Genomic DNA, 16,992 nt, shown 5'->3' on the forward strand with positions numbered 1-16,992 from the left:
GGGGCGATCTTACGGAAGCTCATGGGAATTACCTCGCTGTTTTATGAGTGCTTGCTATGTGCTGCTGTGAATTTCGCGTCAGCCCTTATGGGACACCGGGCGGCGCTTCGGAGCGGGCTTCGGAGCGGCCTTCTTCTTGGCGGCGGGCTTCGGTGCGGGCTTGTGGGTCTTCTTGACGGGGGCGATCTTGTGGAAGCTCATGGCGTTCTCCTTCGCTCTGTTCGCTTTCGCGTCGTTCGCTTTCGACATGGAAAACACTACGGGACGCCAGAGGCAGGAAAAGCCAATTCCGCTGAGACCTCGATGAATTACAGCTGAAACTAGTTTTCAGGCGGATTCGGGAACCACACGGGTGCTCACACAGGTTTTAAACGCGCGGAGGCCGCCGCGTCCGTGACGCGGCGGCCTCGCCGAAGGCAGAGCGGGGGCTACTGCACGATCGTGATCCGGTTCGTCACCGGCGGGGCGATCGGGGCGGTCGCCGAGGAGTTGGCCGTCAGGTACTGCTGCAGGGCGGCGAGGTCGTCGGTGCCGACGAGGTCGCCCGTGCCCTGGCCCAGGGTGGTGAAGCCGTCGCCGCCGCCCGCGAGGAAGCTGTTCGTCGCGATGCGGTAGGTGGCGGCCGGGTCGACGGCCGTGCCGTTCACCTTGATGGAGTCCGTGACGACCCGGTCGGCTCCGGTCTTCGTCAGGTCCAGGGTGTACGTCAGGTTGGCGGACGGCTGCAGGATCTTCGGCGCGCTCGTGTTCGTCCCGCTCACCTGCTCCTTCAGCACCTGGATCAGCTGGGCGCCGGTGAAGTCCTGCAGGTTCACGGTGTTGGAGAACGGCTGCACGGTGAAGCCCTCGGCGTACGTCACCACGCCGTCGCCCTCGCCGCCCTTGGCCGCGTAGGTGAGGCCGGCCCGGACGCCGCCCGGGTTCATCAGCGCGAGGTCGGTCCCGGGGTCGAGCTCCTTGCCGTACGCCAGTTGCGCGTCCGCGATCAGGTCACCCATCGGGGACTCGGTGCCCGTGTTGGGGATGTCGGCCGAGATGTAGCCGATGGCGCGGTTGCCGACGGGGGCGGCGAGGGTGTTCCACCTGCTGATCAGCTCGGTCATGTCCGGCGCCTTGGCGACGGTCCGGGTGACCACGTGGTTCGCCGACTTCACCGCCGTACGCGCGATGTCGCCCGTGAAGCGGTCGTACGTCAGCGTGGTGTCCGTGTAGAGGCGGCCGAAGGACGCGGCCGAGGTGACCGTGCGCGGCTTGCCCGACGGGTCGGGGATCGTGCACGCGTACGCGGCGTGGGTGTGGCCGGTGACCAGCGCGTCCACCGACGGGGTGATGTTCTTCGCGATGTCAACAATCGGGCCGGAGACACCGGCGCCGGCGCCCGGGGAGTCGCAGTCGTAGTTGTACGCGCCCGACGCCGGCAGACCGCCCTCGTGGATGAGGGCGACGATCGACTTCACGCCTTGGCGCTGCAGCACCTTGGCGTACTTGTTGATCGTCTCGACCTCGTCCTTGAACTTCAGGCCCTTGACGCCCTCGGCGGAGACGACACCCGGGGTGTCCTCCAGCGTCACACCGATGAAGCCGATCTTGACGTCCTTCTTCTTCCAGACCCAGTACGGGGCGAGGATCGGCTTGCCGGTCTTCTCGCTCAGCACGTTGGCGGCCAGGTAGGGGAAGTCGGCGCCCCCGAACTCCTCGTCCGTGTAGCAGCCGGCCGTCGGGTGACAGCCGCCGTACTGCAGACGGGCCAGTTCCTTCGCGCCCTCGTCGAACTCGTGGTTGCCGACGGAGGTGACGTCCAGGTCCAGCTTGTTCAGCGCCTCGATGGTGGGCTCGTCGTGGAACAGGCCCGAGATCAGCGGGGAGGCGCCGACCATGTCACCGCCGGCCGCGGTGATGGAGTACGCGTTGCCCTTGCGGGCCTCGCGCAGGTGGGTCGCGAGGTACTCGACGCCACCGGCGTCGATCGTCTTCGTCGTACCGTCCGCCTGCAGCTCGGTGACCCGGCCGGAGGAGCCGGACGGGGGCTCCAGGTTGCCGTGCAGGTCGTTGAAGGAGAGCAGCTGCACGTCCTGGTAGCGGCTCGGCAGCGGCTTGCCGTGCTGTGCGTCGTGGGCGTCCGCCGGGAGCGCGGCGGCGAGGGCCCCCGCGGTGGCGAGACCCGCGGCGGCCGCGAGCAGGCGGTACGTACGACGTCTGCTGCTGGGGTACGGCTGAGAAGTGGCTGGCATGCGCCCCCCTGTGAATCGGCTGAAGTAGGTGGCCCCGTCCGGCGCAGCCTAAGGTCAACGCGCGTAGCGAAACAGGGGGTTCGTGGTTACATCCTGGTTTCCCTTTGCCCTCCTCTTTGCCCCCACTTTGCGGCGCCCGCCCCTTACCCTCGTACGCATGACCAGCGACGACATCGCACGGCCCCACGGCTCCCGATCCATCGAGACCCTCTCCGCGCTCTCCCCCGAACTGACCGACGCCGTCCTCGAACTGCTCGCGGAAGCCGCCCGTACGGACGGTCAGCAGGCGGTGTCCGAACAGGGTCGGCTGCAGTTGCGCGGGGGCGCTCGCGAGGGCGTCGCCCACCTGGTCCTCACCATCGGCGGCGAACTCGTCGGATACGCCCAGCTGGAGGACACCGACCCGGTCGAGGCGCCGGCCGCCGAGCTGGTCGTCCACCCCTCGCACCGCGGCCACGGGCACGGCCGCGCCCTCGGCTCCGCCCTGCTCGCCGCCTCCGGCAAGCGGCTGCGGGTGTGGGCCCACGGCGGCCACTCCGCCGCCCGTCATCTCGCCCAGGTCCTCGGTCTCACCCTGTTCCGCGAACTGCGACAGATGCGGCGGCCTTTGACCGATCTCGGCCTGCCCGACCCGGTGCTGCCCGAGGGCGTCACCGTCCGCACCTTCGTCCCCGGCCAGGACGACGCCGCCTGGCTCACCGTCAACGCCGCGGCCTTCGCCCACCACCCCGAGCAGGGTTCGCTGGTGCAGCGCGACCTCGACGACCGCAAGTCCGAGCCCTGGTTCGACCCCGCCGGCTTCTTCCTCGCCTTCCGCGGGGACCAGCTCATCGGCTTCCACTGGACCAAGGTCCACGCGGAGGAACAACTCGGCGAGGTGTACGTCCTCGGCGTCGCCCCCGGCGCCCAGGGCGGCGGGCTCGGCAAGGCGCTCACCACGATCGGCCTCCGGCATCTCGCGGCGCAGGGCCTGCCCACCGCGATGCTGTACGTCGACGCCGACAACAAGGCGGCGGTGTCGGTGTACGAGAGGCTCGGCTTCGTCACCCATGAGACGGACTTGATGTACCGGACCGAGACGTGAGCGCGCCGGTTGTTCGGTGAGCGGTCGTCCGGGTGACCGGGCCTGGGGGCCGCCGCCCCGGGATCTCCGCTTCGGCCCCCGAGGGGCCTCGTCCTCAGACGTCGGACGGGCTGGGATGACCTGACCTGCGCGGCAAGCGCTCCGGTGTCCAGAGCGCGAGCACCCCCACCGTCACCATCAGGACCGCAGCCCACCTCAGCTGCGTCTCCTGCCACCAGGGATCGGCCGGCGTGGCCAGCAGGCCCCAGCGGTTGGGGACCAGGATCGCTGTCGCGGTCGCGGTGCCCAGGGCGATCGCGGTGTTCCTGCCGACCTCCGCGGTGTCCGTGAAGCGGATCGCGACCGTGGCCAGGGCGACGGCGCCGACGGCCATCGCCGCCGCCTGAAGGGTGACCGGAGCCAGTGGGGGGCGCGTCGGGGACGGGACGAGGAGGAGCGCCGCCGTCCACCAGACCGCGGCGAGGGGCGCGGCCAGGGCCAGGCGCAGGGCCGTACGGACCGGGCGGCCGATCGGCGTGGTCGCGCTGGTGTTGCGGGCCGGGTCGTCGAGGAGGAAGGCCAGGCCCAGGGCGCCGGCGAGGGCGGTGAGGCGCAGGACGAGCAGGCCGAGCTCGTGGTCCGGGGCGGCGGAGGGGAGGCGGGTGCTCGCTGCGAGCAGCAGGCCCAGGGCGGCGGCCGTGGTCAGGCGCCGCCAGGGGAGGGTGCGCCACAGCGGGGGCACCAGGGATCGGAGCAGGGCTGCTGAGACCTGTCGTTTTCCGGCCATGCCTGTTGCTTCTCCCACTCCCACTCCTTCTCCCGCTCCCACTCCTTCTCCCGCTCCCACTCCTGCTCCTTCTCCCGCTCCCGCCGCTTCTCCTACTCCGAGTCGTCGCACGACTCCGCCTCCTTCGGCACCGGGACCCCCAGCAGCCGCGCGGCCTGGGCCGTCGTCGTGGTCGTGGAGGTCAGTTCCTTCCAGTGGGTCTTGACGCGGGCCGTCATCTCGGCGCGCGGGCGCTTCAGGAGCTCCCGGACGACGGTCGTCTGGTCGGCCGTCAGGTGCAGCGGGTTGGTGGGGGTCAGGGCGTAGTCCGAGCCCTTGGCGCTGTCGTTCAGCCGGACGTTCTTGAACGTGGCCATGGGGGTGGGGTCGGCGCCCAGCGCCAACCACATGACCGTCACTGCCCGGGCGTTGCACATGTGCTGCTCCGCCGCCGCCTCCGTGCCCGCGACGAGAACCGAGGCGGCCCCGACCGCGAACTCCGGGACCCGGTTGCCGCCCCAGCGGGTGCCGACCGTGACCTGGCCGGCGATGGTGGAGGATGCGAGGGTGCTGTCGACCTCCACACCACCGCTGACGTCGATGCGCTGACGGACGGTCAGGGGTGTGGTGGCGGCCGCGCCTCCGGCCAGGGACCGGACGCGGTCGACGACTTCGGCCCAGTGGGACCGTACGCCGTCCCACTCGGGGAACGAGCAGTACGTCGAGCCGTCGAGCTTCGTGCAGGACTGGACCTTCTCGGGGGTCTCGGTCGCCGTCCGTCGCGCCGTCTCCAGGGCCGCCGTGTCGTGCGGCATCTGGCCGATCACGCCGGCCGCGGTGGTCGCGAGGGCGAGGGCGGTCGCGGCCTTGACGGCTCGGGTGCGGCCGCCGGAGTACAGCAGGGCGGCACAGGCCACGATCGCGCACAGGCCCAGCATGTACACGGCGTGCCAGGCCGCGGGGCGGCCGAGCAGGTCGGACGGTACCGGGTCGCCGCCGCCGTCCGGGGCGAGGACGAGCGGGGAGAGCCAGCCCCACCACTCGTCCTCGCCGCCGGCCGCCGACGCGGCCACCATGGCCATGTACAGCGCGATGACGAACAGTATGGGGACGAAGGGGGAGGGCAGCGCGCGGGCCAGCAGCACTCCCACGACGCCGGCCAGCAGGGTCGTCAGGGGGGCGACGGCCAGTTCGCCGAGCGAGCCGTGGCCGATCGCGCCGGGCTTCATGGCCTCCCGGACGTACTCGACCGCGACGAGGACCGCGACGAGCGCCGCGAACGGGACCACGGAGAGCAGATGGGCGACCGTCCGCCGCCAGGGCTCCATGGGCAGCATGGCGAACTGCTGCTCCGTGGCGTGCCTCCGCGAACGCAGCGCTGCCGCGTTGGTGCAGACGAGGACGGCGATGGCGAACAGTCCCGCCGACTGCGTGGCGCGGTCGGCCATGTTGAGGATCGGGTAGTCGTCCATGCCCTCCTGGCGGATCATCCGCAGGGCGACGAGGCCGACTTCGATGGCGAGGAAGAACAGGATCTGGATCTGGAGGAGCAGTTCGCGGGTCTCGAAGAGGGCGAGGGCGAGGACGGCGCGGATGCGGCCGCCGTCGCGCGGGGGCTCGGCGAGGGCCGGGGCCGGTCCGGTGACCGGGGTGGTGGTGACGCTGCTCATGCCGTCACCTCCGCGCTCTCGCCGTCCAGGGCGAGCAGGTAACCGTCTTCCAGGGTGGGTTCGAGCAGATCGGCGTCCGCCGGCGGGTCGCCGATGTTGCGGAAGGTGCCCAGGCCGGTGCGCCAGCCCGCCAGCGCGCCCGGGTCGCGTTCCGCGCTGCTCCAGACCCGGCCGGCCGCGCGGGCCGTCAGCTCGGCGGGGGTGCCCTCGAAGCGGACCCGGCCGCGGACCAGGACGACGACGCGGTGGCAGAGCATCGCCACGTCCTCGGTCTGGTGCGTGGACAGCAGGACCGTGCGGTCCTCGCCCGCCTGGGCGATCAGGTCCCTGAAACGCATGCGCTGTTCGGGGTCCAGGCCGACGGTCGGCTCGTCCAGGACGAGGAAGCCGGGATCACCGACGAGGGCGGCGGCCAGGGCGACGCGCTGGCGCATACCGCCGGAGAGCCGCTTGAGGCGCTTGCCGCGCACATCGGCCAGGTCGACTGCGTCCAGGACGCGGCGTACCTCGCGGTGGCGGGCGCCCCGGTCGGTCAGCTCCTTGAGGATCGCCACGTAGTCGACGAACTCGAAGGCGGTGAAGTCGGGGTGGAAGCCGGGGGTCTGGGGCAGATAGCCCAGCGTGCGGCGCAGGGCGAGGCGGCCGCCGGTGGTGCCGGGGTCGTGGCCGAGGGCGGTGAACTCGCCGCCGTCGGCCGGTACGGCCGTGGCCAGCACCCGCAACAGGGTGGTCTTGCCGGCGCCGTTGGGACCGAGCAGCCCGGTGACGCCACGCGTCAACCGCAGCGAGACCCCGTCGAGGGCGCGGGTGCCGCCGTAGCGCAGGGACAGGTCGGTGGCCCGCACGGTGGTGCGTTCGGCGAGGGGATCGATGGTCATGCGGGACTCCTGGGGCTCCTGAAAGTGCGATGGGCGGACGGGGCGGTGTCATGCCGGGCTTCCGTCCGGGAGGGGGTGTCATGCCGTGCCCCCCGGCCGAAGGGCGGCCGTGTCGTGCCGTGCCCCCGGCCGGAAGGCGGCCGTGTCATGCCGTGCCGTCGCCCGGGAAACCGCCCAGGGGGCGGGTGTCGAAGCGGTCGCGCACCTGGTAGAGCAGCAGGGCCGCGAGGACCACGACCGCCGCCGCGGCGGACTGGCCGGCCGCCGTGAAGGGGGCCAGGGTGCTGTCGGCGGTCCGCGCCCGCTCGTGGGCCACCACGAGCAGGGTCAGCCAGGCGCCGCCGACCAGCGCGGGGGCGAGGACCGGGCCCAGCCGCGCGGAGAGCGCGAGGGCGGTCGCGGTGAGGGCGAGGGCGGGCAGCAGCCAGGCCAGGGCCATCAGTCCGTACCCCGGGAGGGCGAGGGTCGCCAGGCCGTTCAGCGCCAGGCCCGCGGTGAGGACCGCGACCGTTCGGATCATCAGCAGGCGGAAGCCGTGCAGCGGGGCGACCACGGCCATCTCGTACGTCGGGTCGAGGGCCGGGCCGTAGGACAGGGCGACGCCGGCCAGCGGGAGCAGCGGGGCGAGCGCGAGGAACAGCGCCGGCGTGTCCGCGACGCGTCCTGCCAGCACCGTCATGACCAGCAGGAACAGCACCGACAGCAGCCAGGAGCGGCGCAGTATCGGGGTGGCCGTCAGCAGCCGCGCGGTGTGGTCGGCCACGCCGAGCCGCACCAGCAGCCGCTCGGTGAGGCTCGGCCGGGGCGCGTCCAGCTCGGCGTCCAGCCGCTCCCAGCCGGCGTCCAGCACCACGGGGTCGGCACTGTGCGCGAGCCGGGCCCGGCACTCCGCGCACGCGGTGAGGTGCGTGTCGGCGGACCACAGCAGGGGCGGCGCCAACTCGCCGTGGGCGTAGGCGCGCAGATCTTCTTCCGCCACGTGCCACGTCATGCCCGTGCCTCCCTCTGCTGGTCGATGCCATTGCTCGGGCGGGTGTTCGCCGCCGCCTCGCCCGCCGTCGGGCGCTGCGCCCGGTGCCATCTCGCGCGCTCCCCGTCGGTGGCCACGGCCTCCGCCTGCGCGTACCAGCGCAGACCGGTGTCACCCGCGCGGCCGGGGCGCCGCACGGACCCGGGTGTGCCGCGTCCCCCGTCCATGAACCGCCTCATGCCAGCGCCTCCCGCAGTTGCTTGCGGGCTCGAAGGGCCCGCGTCTTGACCGTGCCGGGCGGGATGCCGAGCAGGACGGCCGCCTCCCGCGTGGTGAGCCCGTCGATGACGGTCGCCTGCAGGACGGCCCGCAGCTCGGGCGAGAGGCGGGTGAGGGCCCCGGCGAGGTCCCCGTGCTCCACGCCCGCCAGCACGCGCTCCTCCGCCGAGACCTCGTCGCGGTGGCGCAGGCGGGCCACGGCCTGGCGCAGCCGGCCGCGCGCGCCGTCGCCGCGCAGGGCGTCGACCAGCCGCCGGGCCGCGATACGCCACAACCAGCCGGCCACATCGCCCTCCTCGCGGTAGCGGGCGCTGCCCCGCCACACCGCGAGGAACGTCTCCTGTACGACGTCGTCGACTGTCCCGGCGTCGGCGCAGCGGCCGCGCATGCGCGCGGTCAGCCACGGGGCGTACCGCCGGTACAGCTCCTCGAAGGCGTGACGGTCCGCGTCTGCCGCGATGGCCCGCAGCAGTTCCCCGTCGCTTCTCGTTTCGCTCACAACCCCTCATCGGAACGGCCCCGTCGATCGGTTCACGATCCGCCGCACATTTTTTCCCGCCCCCCGCCCAGCCCCACCCGGCCCTGCCCCCAGCCCCCACGCCCAGTCCTTCCCCCAGCCCTCCGCCCACCCCGATCTTGACTTCCCCGCCACCCTCCACCACCCTTTCACTACTCAATTAGTGAAAGGGTGGTGGAAGGTGGTCGACTACCGCATCGACCGGCACAGCGGCGTGGCCACCTACGTCCAGATCGTGCAGCAGACCAAGCAGGCCCTGCGTCTGGGCGTGCTGCGGCCCGGCGACAAGCTGCCCACGGCCCGCGAGGTCGTCGAGGCGACCGCCATCAACCCGAACACCGTGCTGAAGGCGTACCGCGAGCTGGAGCGCGAGGGGCTGGTGGAGGCGCGGCGCGGGCTCGGCACGTTCGTGCGGCGCGGGCTGAGCACCGCCCCGGCCGACTCGCCCCTGCGCACCGAGCTGGCGGCCTGGGCCGTGCGGGCCCGCGAGACCGGCCTGGACCGCGACGACGTGGCCGCGCTCTTCACCGCCGTACTCGAAGAACACTTCGCCGCACCCGACGTGAACCCCGAACCTCTCGCCGCTCGCGGAGGGCCGGCGCACCCCCAGGGAGACCGCTCATGACCGACACCGTGATGGCGGCAACCGCGCTCGGCAAGCGCTTCGGGCGGCGCGGGGGCTGGGCGCTGCGGGACTGCACCCTGCGGCTGCCCGCCGGCCGCGTCTGCGCCGTCGTCGGGCCCAACGGAGCCGGCAAGTCCACGCTCCTCGCCCTCGCCGCCGGGCTGCTGGCCCCCACCGAGGGCAGGGTCGCCGTCCTCGGCACGGACCCCGCGTCCGCACGCGCGCGTGTCGGCTACGTCGCCCAGGACAAGCCGCTGTACCCGCAGCTCACCGTCGCCGCGACACTGCGCGTGGGCGCCGATCTCAACCCGGGCCGCTGGGACGCCGCGACCGCCGAGCGGATCGTTTCCGCGGGGGATCTCGACCCCAAGCGGAAGATCCGCGCGCTCTCCGGCGGCCAGCGCACCCGCGTCGCCCTCGCGCTGGCCCTCGCCAAGCAGCCGGAACTGCTGCTCCTGGACGAGCCCATGGCCGACCTCGACCCGCTCGCCCGGCACGAGCTGATGGGCACCCTCATGGCACAGGCGGCGCAGTACGGGACGACGATCGTGATGTCGTCGCACGTGGTCGCCGAGCTGGAGGACTCCTGCGACCATCTGCTGCTGATCGGCGGCGGACGGGTCCGGCTGGCCGGGGAGATGGACGACCTGCTCGCCGCGCACACGCGCGTGAGCGCGACGACGGAGGCCGCGGACACACCCCGCGGCCACTCCCCGCACCCGCTCCCCGACCTCTCGCCGCACACGGTCGTCGAGTCCCGCGTCACCGGCCGTCAGTTCACCGCGCTGATCCGCCCCGCCGGCCGCCTCGCCGACGACTGGCGCACCGCGACTCCCTCCCTGGAGGAACTCGTCCTCGCCTACCTGCGCAACCCCGAGGCCACTCCCCTGACCCCGGCGACGCCCGAGGAGGCCCCGGCGTGACCACCAGGCCCTCCGCCGAGCCCCGCCGAGACCAGGAGTCCGCCGCGTGACCGCCCTCTCCCCGTCCACCGCTCCCGCCCCGCCGCCGTCCCCCTCGCCCCGCCGGCTCCCGCGCCCGCACCGCCCCGCCCTCCGCGTCCGGCTGGGCCTGGTGGTCGCCCTGGCCGCCCGCCTCGTGTGGCTGTGGGGCCCGCTCGCCGACGCGGCCGTCACCGCCCGGCGGCACCACGACGGCTGCGCCGCCGCCCGCTGCCCGCACGACCAGCGCCCGGGCGTCCTCCACAAGAAGGTGTACTGCTCCACGACGATCGCCCCGAACGCGCTCCCCTTCCTCGCCTCCGCCCTCACCGTGGCCGCGTTCGTGCTGCTCAGGCACTCGACCGCGACCCCGCGCACCCGCACACCCGCAACCTCGCGCCCCACCCCGACCGCCGTTCAGGAGGCCGCCGTATGACCGCCGTCGCCGATGCGGGAGCCGGCTCCGCCGGCACGTCCGCGGCCCTTCGCGCCCCCTGGGGCACCGCCCGTACCGTGCTTCGCCTGCACCGCGCCGCCCTCGCCGTCTGGGCCCTCTTCGTGGTGGGCCTGAGCGCCGGCCTGGTGTGGCTCGCCGAGGTCACCGGCAAGGAGGAGCGCAAGGCCCTGGAGGCCTGCGACAGCGCCGGTCAGGACTGGTGCGACATGACGATGATCGGCCTGCCCGGGTACGAGAACGGCCTGCGCTGGACGGGCCTGCTGATCTCCTACCTCTTCCTCGGTGTGGCCGCCTTCGCGGGCGGCGCGCTGACCGGCCGCGAACTGGAGAACGGCACCGCGCACCTCGCCTGGACCCAGGGCGTCTCCCCCACCCGCTGGCTCACCGCGAAGCTCGCCGTCCCCGCCCTGGTCGTGACCGGCGGCGCCACCGCCCTGGTCCTGGTCTACCGCTGGGCCTGGGGCACCAACGAGGACCTGCTGCAGAGCGGGTGGATGAGCGACGACGGGTTCCTCTCCCGAGGTCCGGCTTCCGTCGCGTACGCCCTCTGCGCGCTCGCCGTCGGCGCGCTCACCGGGCTCCTGCTGCGCCGTACGCTGCCCGCCCTCGCCGTCTCCGTCGTCACGGCGGGGCTCATCTCGTTCGTCGTGGCGCGGTACCGCAGCTCGTTCTCACCCGCGGTGACCGTCACCTCGGCCGCGGAGGACTTCGACTACCCCCTCACCGCGTGGCAGGTGGAGAGCGGTGCGCTGATCCACGGCCACCGGGTCCCGAACTTCGACGTAACCAAGTGCTACGGCGGCTCCACCGCCACGACCCAGAACTGCCTCGACGACCTGGGCGTCACGGGCTTCTACACCACCTACCACCCCGAGTCCCATTACTGGCCGATCCACCTCGTGGAGACCGGCATCGTCCTCACGGTCGCCGCCCTCGCCACCACCGCCGCCTTCCTGCTGCTGCGCCGCCGTACGGCCGGAGCCGGCCGCCGCGAGGCCTGAGCCAGGGGTGCGTACGTCCCTCCACGGGGGGAGGGACGTACGCACCCCTCACGAACGGGCCGCCTCTCCCGGGCACGCCCCTGGAAGGCGCCCCCCCCCGGAGCGCCCGACCCCCGCGAGCCTCCCCCCGATATCCCACACGCCATGTCTCCGTAACCACCGGTTCAGACGACCTTGCGACGCTCGGCGAATGAACTCCGCCGTGCCCGAGCCCGCACCGCCCCCCGAGGGGGCGCGCCCCGACGGAAGCTCCGCCGCGCTCAAGCCCGCGCGATCTGACGCGCCCATAATGCTCGCGGCGCGGAAGAATGGGTTCATGAGCCAGCAAGACACCCAGGAAAAGGTCCAGCACGCACAGCCCTCCGTGGGCTCCATAGCCGCGCACCGCCCGCACACGGTCTCGGCCGCGGTCTCCGACCTCGAACCCGACATCGATGCCGACCTCGACTCCTACGAGGAGGCGCCGTACGACGGTCCCCAGCTGCCGCAGGGCCGTTTCCTGGACCGGGAACGCAGTTGGCTCGCGTTCAACGAGCGCGTCCTGGAACTCGCCGAGGACCCGAACACCCCCCTCCTCGAGCGGGCGAACTTCCTCGCGATCTTCGCGAGCAACCTGGACGAGTTCTTCATGGTCCGGGTGGCCGGACTGAAGCGCCGCATCGCGACCGGCGTCGCGACCCGCTCCGCCTCCGGCCTCCAGCCCCGCGAGGTGCTGGAGATGATCTGGGCCCGCTCCCGCGAGCTGATGGCCCGGCACGCCGCCACGTACCACGAGGACATCGCCCCCGCGCTCGCCGAGGAGGGCATCCACCTGGTCCGCTGGAGCGAGCTGACCGAGAAGGAGCAGGCCCGCCTCTTCACGCTCTTCCGGCACCAGATCTTCCCGGTCCTCACCCCGCTGGCCGTCGACCCCGCGCACCCCTTCCCGTACATCTCGGGTCTCTCGCTCAACCTCGCGGTCGTCGTACGCAACCCGGTGAGCGGTCACGACCACTTCGCGCGCGTCAAGGTGCCGCCGCTGCTGTCCCGCTTCCTGGAGGCGTCCCCGGGCCGCTACGTCCCCATCGAGGACGTCATCGGCGCCCACCTGGAGGAGCTCTTCCCGGGCATGGAGGTGCTTGAGCACCACGCCTTCCGGCTCACCCGCAACGAGGACCTCGAGGTCGAGGAGGACGACGCCGAGAACCTGCTCCAGGCCCTGGAGAAGGAGCTCATGCGGCGCCGCTTCGGACCTCCGGTGCGTCTGGAGGTCGAGGAGTCCATCGACCGCAAGGTGCTCGACCTGCTGGTGCGCGAGCTGAAGATCTCCGAGGCGGAGGTCTACCCGCTGCCCGGCCCGCTCGACCTCACCGGTCTCTTCCGCATCCACGGCCTCGACCGGCCCGAGCTGAAGTACAAGAAGTTCATCGCCGGCACGCACCGCGACCTCGCCGAGGTGGAGTCCGCCTCCGCCCCCGACATCTTCGGCGCGCTGCGCAGCCGTGACGTGCTGCTGCACCACCCGTACGACAGCTTCTCCACCTCCGTCCAGGCCTTCCTGGAGCAGGCGGCCGCCGACCCGGACGTCCTCGCGATCAAGCAGACCCTGTACCGGACCTCCGGCGACTCCCCCATAGTCGACGCGCTCATCGACGCCGCCGAATCCGGCAAGCAGGTCCTCGTCCTGGTCGAGATCAAGGCCCGCTTCGACGAGCACGCCAACATCAAGTGGGCCCGCAAGCTGGAGGAGGCCGGCTGCCATGTCGTCTACGGCCTCGTCGGTCTGAAGACCCACTGCAAGCTGTCCCTGGTGGTCCGGCAGGAGGGCGAGACGCTGCGGCGGTACAGCCACGTCGGCACCGGCAACTACCACCCCAAGACGGCCCGGCTGTACGAGGACCTCGGTGTGCTGACGGCCGACCCGCAGGTCGGCGCGGACCTCTCCGACCTGTTCAACCGGCTCTCCGGCTACTCGCGCCGCGAGACCTACCGCCGGCTCCTCGTGGCCCCCAAGTCGCTGCGGGACGGCCTGATCTCCCGGGTCGAGAAGGAGATCCAGCACCACCGCGCCGGGCGGCCCGCCCACGTCCGCATCAAGGTCAACTCGATCGTCGACGAGGCCCTGATCGACTCCCTCTACCGGGCCTCCCAGGCGGGCGTGCCGGTCGAGGTGTGGGTGCGGGGCATCTGCGCGGTGCGCCCGGGCGTGCCCGGCCTGTCGGAGAACATCAAGGTCCGCTCGATCCTCGGCCGCTTCCTCGAGCACTCCCGGGTGTTCGGCTTCGGCAACGGCGGCGAGCCCGAGGTGTGGATCGGCAGCGCCGACATGATGCACCGCAACCTCGACCGTCGTATCGAGGCCCTGGTCAGGGTCGTCGACCCGGCCCACCGGGCGGCCCTGAACCGGCTGCTCGAAACCGGCATGTCCGACGCCACCGCCTCCTGGCACCTCGGTCCGGACGGCGAGTGGACCCGGCACGCGACCGACGCGGACGGCCAACCCCTGCGCAACGTCCAGGAGATGCTCATAGACGCCCGGAGGCGCCGGCGTGGCACAGCAACACCATGACCTGACGGATCCCGCGGCCGGGGCGTCGACGGGGGACGCCCTCGCGGGCTACCTCCGGGCCCAGGCCACGGACTTCCTCCGCGCCCTGCGACTGCACCGGGAGACGGGAGGCGGATCGTCGAACGGCTCGGCGACCCACTCCCCGCCGTCCCACGGTTCGGCGGGCGGCGTGGAGGAATCCGTCGACGCGGCGCGCGCCCTGCGCCGCACGGCCCGCCGCATCAGCGGCAGCCTGCACACCTTCCGCCCCCTCCTCGACCCCGACTGGTCGGAACAGATCCGCCCGGAACTGGCCTGGCTGTCGGGCACCCTGGCCCTGGAACACGCCTACAGCGCCCGCCTGGAGCGCCTGCTGCTGGCCCTGCACCGACTGTCGGGCTCGGCACCGGTACCTGCCCAGCCCGCCGGTGTCGCCGCGGGCAGTCGTGCCGCCGGCGCGACGACGGTCCCGAGGAAAGCAACACCCGGCACCGCACCCGCCCCGGTGCCCACCCCCGACCGCGGCAACCTCACCGTCGGCGCGGCGAAGGCAGGCGCCCTCCTCGACCGCCAGCTCACCCTCGCCCGCACCCGAGCCCACAGCACCGCCCTCCAGGCCCTGGGGTCCAGCCGCTTCCACGCCGTCGCGGACAAGGTCGCCGTCCTCGCCAGCGAGGTCCCCCTCACCCCCACCGCCCCCGGCACCGACCTGCGCCCCCTCGCCGACGCGGCCGAGGAACGCCTCGCGGACGCCGTCGCCGCCCTCCCCCTGGTCACCGCGGGCAGCCCGTACAACGCGGAGGCGCTGGTCCACGGCCTCTCCCCGGACCCGTCCCCGCACCCGCAGGACGCCCCCTGGCACCAGGTCCGCCTGCTGCTGCGGCTGCACCGCTACGCCTGCGAGGTCCTCCACGGCGCCGGCACCCCCCTGGACCCGCGGCTGACCACCGCGGGCCAGGCCCTCGACCGGCACCGGGACGCCTCGGAGGCGGCGGCCGCCGCGGCCCAGGCCGCCCGCACCCCGCGGATCGCTCCGGCCACCGCCTACGCGCTCGGCGTACTGCACGCGGATCAGCGGCATGAGGTGGAGGCAGCGCGGTACGCGTTCCAGCGGTGCTGGCAGAAGCAGACGATCGGAACGCCGTAGACACCGTGCCGTAAGGCCCTGGACAGCACGCCGTAAACAGGAGGACAGGCAGCCGGGAAGACAGGAAGGCAGAAGCCACACAGGCAGGCGGTGAGGATCACGTGAGCTCCCCGAACCAGACCCCCGTCCAGGCAGCCGGCTGTGTCCTGTGGCGCCGCTCCCCCGCCGGGGGTGAACTGGAAGTGTGCCTTGTCCACCGACCCAAGTACGACGACTGGTCACACCCCAAAGGCAAGCTCAAGCGGGGCGAGGACCCACTCGCCGGGGCGTTGCGCGAGGTGGAGGAGGAGACGGGCTACCGGGCCGCGCCAGGCCCCCCGCTCCCCACGCTGCGGTACGAGGCGAACGGCCGGCCCAAGCAGGTGCGCTACTGGGCCGCCGAGGCGGTCTCGGGCGGTTTCACCCCGAACGACGAGGTCGACCGCCTCCTCTGGCTCCCGCCGTCGACGGCCCGAATCCGCCTCACCCAGCCCAGGGACCGTGATCTCGTGGACGCCCTCCTGAGCACCATGCGCCTCGCGTGACCCGGAACACCGCCGTGTCCTCGACGTAAGCGTTCCGTGACCTAACCAGGCCTTCCCCACGGGTTCACCCGCCGTTCATTCACGCCCGTAGGCGCCTTCACCTGATCTGCCTAATTTCGGCCTTACCCGGTGCGGCACGCGTCCTGACGGACGCGTCCATGCCACCCATGACTTTCGCACGCCGCCGAATTCAGGACGGCGGCTCCTGGAAGGATCTCCCTCAAGTGAAGCTTCAGCGCATGAACCGGCGGGCCCTCACCCTCGGTGCTCTCGCCGTCTCCGGCGCCCTGGCCCTCACGGCGTGCGGCTCCGACGACACCGGTTCCAGCAGCGGTGCCAGCAGCTCCACCGCGACCGCCGCGGCCGGTTCCATCAAGTGCGACGACGCCAAGGGCCAGCTGCTCGCCGACGGCTCCTCCGCGCAGAAGAACGCGATCGACGCCTGGGTGAAGAACTTCACGCAGGCCTGCTCCGGTGTCCAGGTGAACTACAAGGGCTCCGGCTCGGGCGCGGGCGTCACCGCCTTCACCCAGGGCCAGGTCGCCTTCGCCGGTTCGGACTCCGCGCTGAAGCCCGAAGAGGTCACCGCCTCCAAGTCGGTCTGCTCCGGCGGCCAGGGCATCGACCTCCCGATGGTCGCGGGCCCGATCGCCGTCGCGTACAACGTCTCCGGTGTGGACAACCTGGTGCTCGACGCCTCGACGATCGCCAAGATCTTCGACGGCAAGATCACCAAGTGGAACGACGACGCGATCGCCAAGCTCAACCCCGACGCGAAGCTGCCCGACCTGAAGATCCAGCCGTACCACCGCTCGGACGAGTCGGGTACGACGGACAACTTCACGAAGTACCTGATCGCCGCCGCCCCGAGTGACTGGAAGTACTCCGGTGGCAAGGCCTGGCAGGCCAAGGGCGGCCAGTCCGCCTCCGGCTCCTCCGGTGTCGCCCAGGGCGTGAAGCAGACCAACGGCGCGATCGGCTACATGGAGCTGTCGTACGCCAAGGACGGTCTGGGCACGGTCGCCATCGACACCGGCGCCTCCGCCCCGGTCAAGGCCTCCTCCGACGGCGCCACCAAGGCCGTCGCCGCCGCCCAGGTCGTCGGCACCGGCAGCGACCTGTCGCTGAAGCTCGACTACACCACCAAGGCCGACGGCGCCTACCCGATCACCCTGGTCACGTACGAGATCGCGTGCGACAAGGGCAACAAGGCCGCCACCCTGCCCGCCACCAAGGCGTTCCTGCGCTACATCGCCAGCGAGGAGGGCCAGGGCATCCTCTCGGGCATCGACTACGCGCCGATCCCCGACGCCATCATCTCCAAGGTCCGCACCACCATCGAGGGCCTGAGCTGATCTGAAGGTGCGGTCCGGCACCGGGGAAACCCGGACCGGAC

The 16,992-nt window shown here is 72.3% G+C and carries 17 protein-coding genes; 9 read left to right on the top strand and 8 right to left on the bottom strand.

The genetic code is table 11. The annotated features are described in order from the left end of the window. Positions 1-78: 78 nt before the first annotated feature. Both ACIBVL_RS38705 and ACIBVL_RS38710 read right to left on the bottom strand, forming a co-directional pair. A complete protein-coding gene (locus tag ACIBVL_RS38705; RefSeq protein WP_399105135.1) occupies positions 79-201 on the bottom strand; it encodes a hypothetical protein in 123 nt (40 codons plus the stop codon). Positions 202-428: 227 nt separating this feature from the next. Beyond that, complete coding sequence (locus ACIBVL_RS38710) at positions 429-2,231, bottom strand: bifunctional metallophosphatase/5'-nucleotidase (protein WP_399105137.1); 1,803 nt, start codon at positions 2,229-2,231, stop codon at positions 429-431. A gap of 157 nt (positions 2,232-2,388) precedes the next feature. Here ACIBVL_RS38710 and mshD point away from each other — a divergent pair, with 157 nt between their 5' ends. Then, positions 2,389-3,315 (top strand): mycothiol synthase, encoded by a 927-nt coding sequence (gene mshD / locus ACIBVL_RS38715; RefSeq protein ID WP_399105139.1) that lies wholly within the window; start codon positions 2,389-2,391, stop codon positions 3,313-3,315. 94 nt (positions 3,316-3,409) lie between these two features. Here the strand turns inward: mshD and ACIBVL_RS38720 are convergent, their stop codons facing one another. From ACIBVL_RS38720 to ACIBVL_RS38745, 6 genes are all read right to left on the bottom strand, one after another. Then, entirely contained in the window at positions 3,410-4,081 is a 672-nt protein-coding gene (locus ACIBVL_RS38720; RefSeq protein WP_399105141.1) for an ABC transporter, read from the bottom strand. A gap of 92 nt (positions 4,082-4,173) precedes the next feature. After that, positions 4,174-5,730: an ABC transporter permease gene (locus ACIBVL_RS38725; RefSeq protein WP_399105143.1), complete on the bottom strand. Its 1,557-nt coding sequence runs from the start codon at positions 5,728-5,730 to the stop codon at positions 4,174-4,176. Next, the gene (locus ACIBVL_RS38730; RefSeq protein ID WP_399105145.1) at positions 5,727-6,608 is read right to left on the bottom strand and encodes an ATP-binding cassette domain-containing protein; all 882 of its coding nucleotides are present in this window, start codon (positions 6,606-6,608) and stop codon (positions 5,727-5,729) included. Before ACIBVL_RS38730 ends, ACIBVL_RS38725 begins: the two co-directional genes overlap by 4 nt. A 145-nt stretch (positions 6,609-6,753) precedes the next feature. Continuing rightward, on the bottom strand, positions 6,754-7,599 hold the full coding sequence (locus tag ACIBVL_RS38735) for a zf-HC2 domain-containing protein (protein ID WP_399105147.1): 846 nt from the start codon (positions 7,597-7,599) through the stop codon (positions 6,754-6,756). Then, the gene (locus ACIBVL_RS38740) at positions 7,596-7,805 is read right to left on the bottom strand and encodes a hypothetical protein (protein WP_399105149.1); all 210 of its coding nucleotides are present in this window, start codon (positions 7,803-7,805) and stop codon (positions 7,596-7,598) included. Before ACIBVL_RS38740 ends, ACIBVL_RS38735 begins: the two co-directional genes overlap by 4 nt. Positions 7,806-7,813: 8 nt before the next feature. After that, positions 7,814-8,356 (bottom strand): RNA polymerase sigma factor, encoded by a 543-nt coding sequence (locus ACIBVL_RS38745; RefSeq protein WP_399105151.1) that lies wholly within the window; start codon positions 8,354-8,356, stop codon positions 7,814-7,816. Positions 8,357-8,555: 199 nt separating this feature from the next. Between ACIBVL_RS38745 and ACIBVL_RS38750 the strand changes: the two genes are divergently transcribed. From ACIBVL_RS38750 to pstS, 8 genes are all read left to right on the top strand, one after another. After that, positions 8,556-8,999, top strand: coding sequence for a GntR family transcriptional regulator (locus tag ACIBVL_RS38750; protein WP_399105153.1), 444 nt, complete (start codon positions 8,556-8,558; stop codon positions 8,997-8,999). After that, the gene (locus ACIBVL_RS38755; RefSeq protein WP_399105154.1) at positions 8,996-9,922 is read left to right on the top strand and encodes an ABC transporter ATP-binding protein; all 927 of its coding nucleotides are present in this window, start codon (positions 8,996-8,998) and stop codon (positions 9,920-9,922) included. Before ACIBVL_RS38750 ends, ACIBVL_RS38755 begins: the two co-directional genes overlap by 4 nt. A gap of 46 nt (positions 9,923-9,968) precedes the next feature. Then, positions 9,969-10,376, top strand: coding sequence for a hypothetical protein (locus ACIBVL_RS38760; RefSeq protein WP_399105156.1), 408 nt, complete (start codon positions 9,969-9,971; stop codon positions 10,374-10,376). Then, on the top strand, positions 10,373-11,398 hold the full coding sequence (locus ACIBVL_RS38765; protein ID WP_399105158.1) for a hypothetical protein: 1,026 nt from the start codon (positions 10,373-10,375) through the stop codon (positions 11,396-11,398). Before ACIBVL_RS38760 ends, ACIBVL_RS38765 begins: the two co-directional genes overlap by 4 nt. Positions 11,399-11,714: 316 nt before the next feature. After that, complete coding sequence (locus tag ACIBVL_RS38770) at positions 11,715-13,946, top strand: RNA degradosome polyphosphate kinase (RefSeq protein ID WP_399105160.1); 2,232 nt, start codon at positions 11,715-11,717, stop codon at positions 13,944-13,946. Beyond that, positions 13,927-15,072, top strand: coding sequence for a CHAD domain-containing protein (locus ACIBVL_RS38775; RefSeq protein WP_399105162.1), 1,146 nt, complete (start codon positions 13,927-13,929; stop codon positions 15,070-15,072). Before ACIBVL_RS38770 ends, ACIBVL_RS38775 begins: the two co-directional genes overlap by 20 nt. 101 nt (positions 15,073-15,173) lie before the next feature. Continuing rightward, entirely contained in the window at positions 15,174-15,596 is a 423-nt protein-coding gene (locus ACIBVL_RS38780; protein ID WP_399105163.1) for an NUDIX hydrolase, read from the top strand. Positions 15,597-15,820: 224 nt separating this feature from the next. Next, positions 15,821-16,951, top strand: a complete 1,131-nt coding sequence (gene pstS, locus ACIBVL_RS38785; RefSeq protein WP_399105165.1) for a phosphate ABC transporter substrate-binding protein PstS — start codon at positions 15,821-15,823, stop codon at positions 16,949-16,951. The last annotated feature ends 41 nt before the right edge of the window (positions 16,952-16,992 follow it).

It is taken from the genome of Streptomyces sp. NPDC049687 (assembly GCF_044465285.1).
GTDB lineage: Bacteria > Actinomycetota > Actinomycetes > Streptomycetales > Streptomycetaceae > Streptomyces.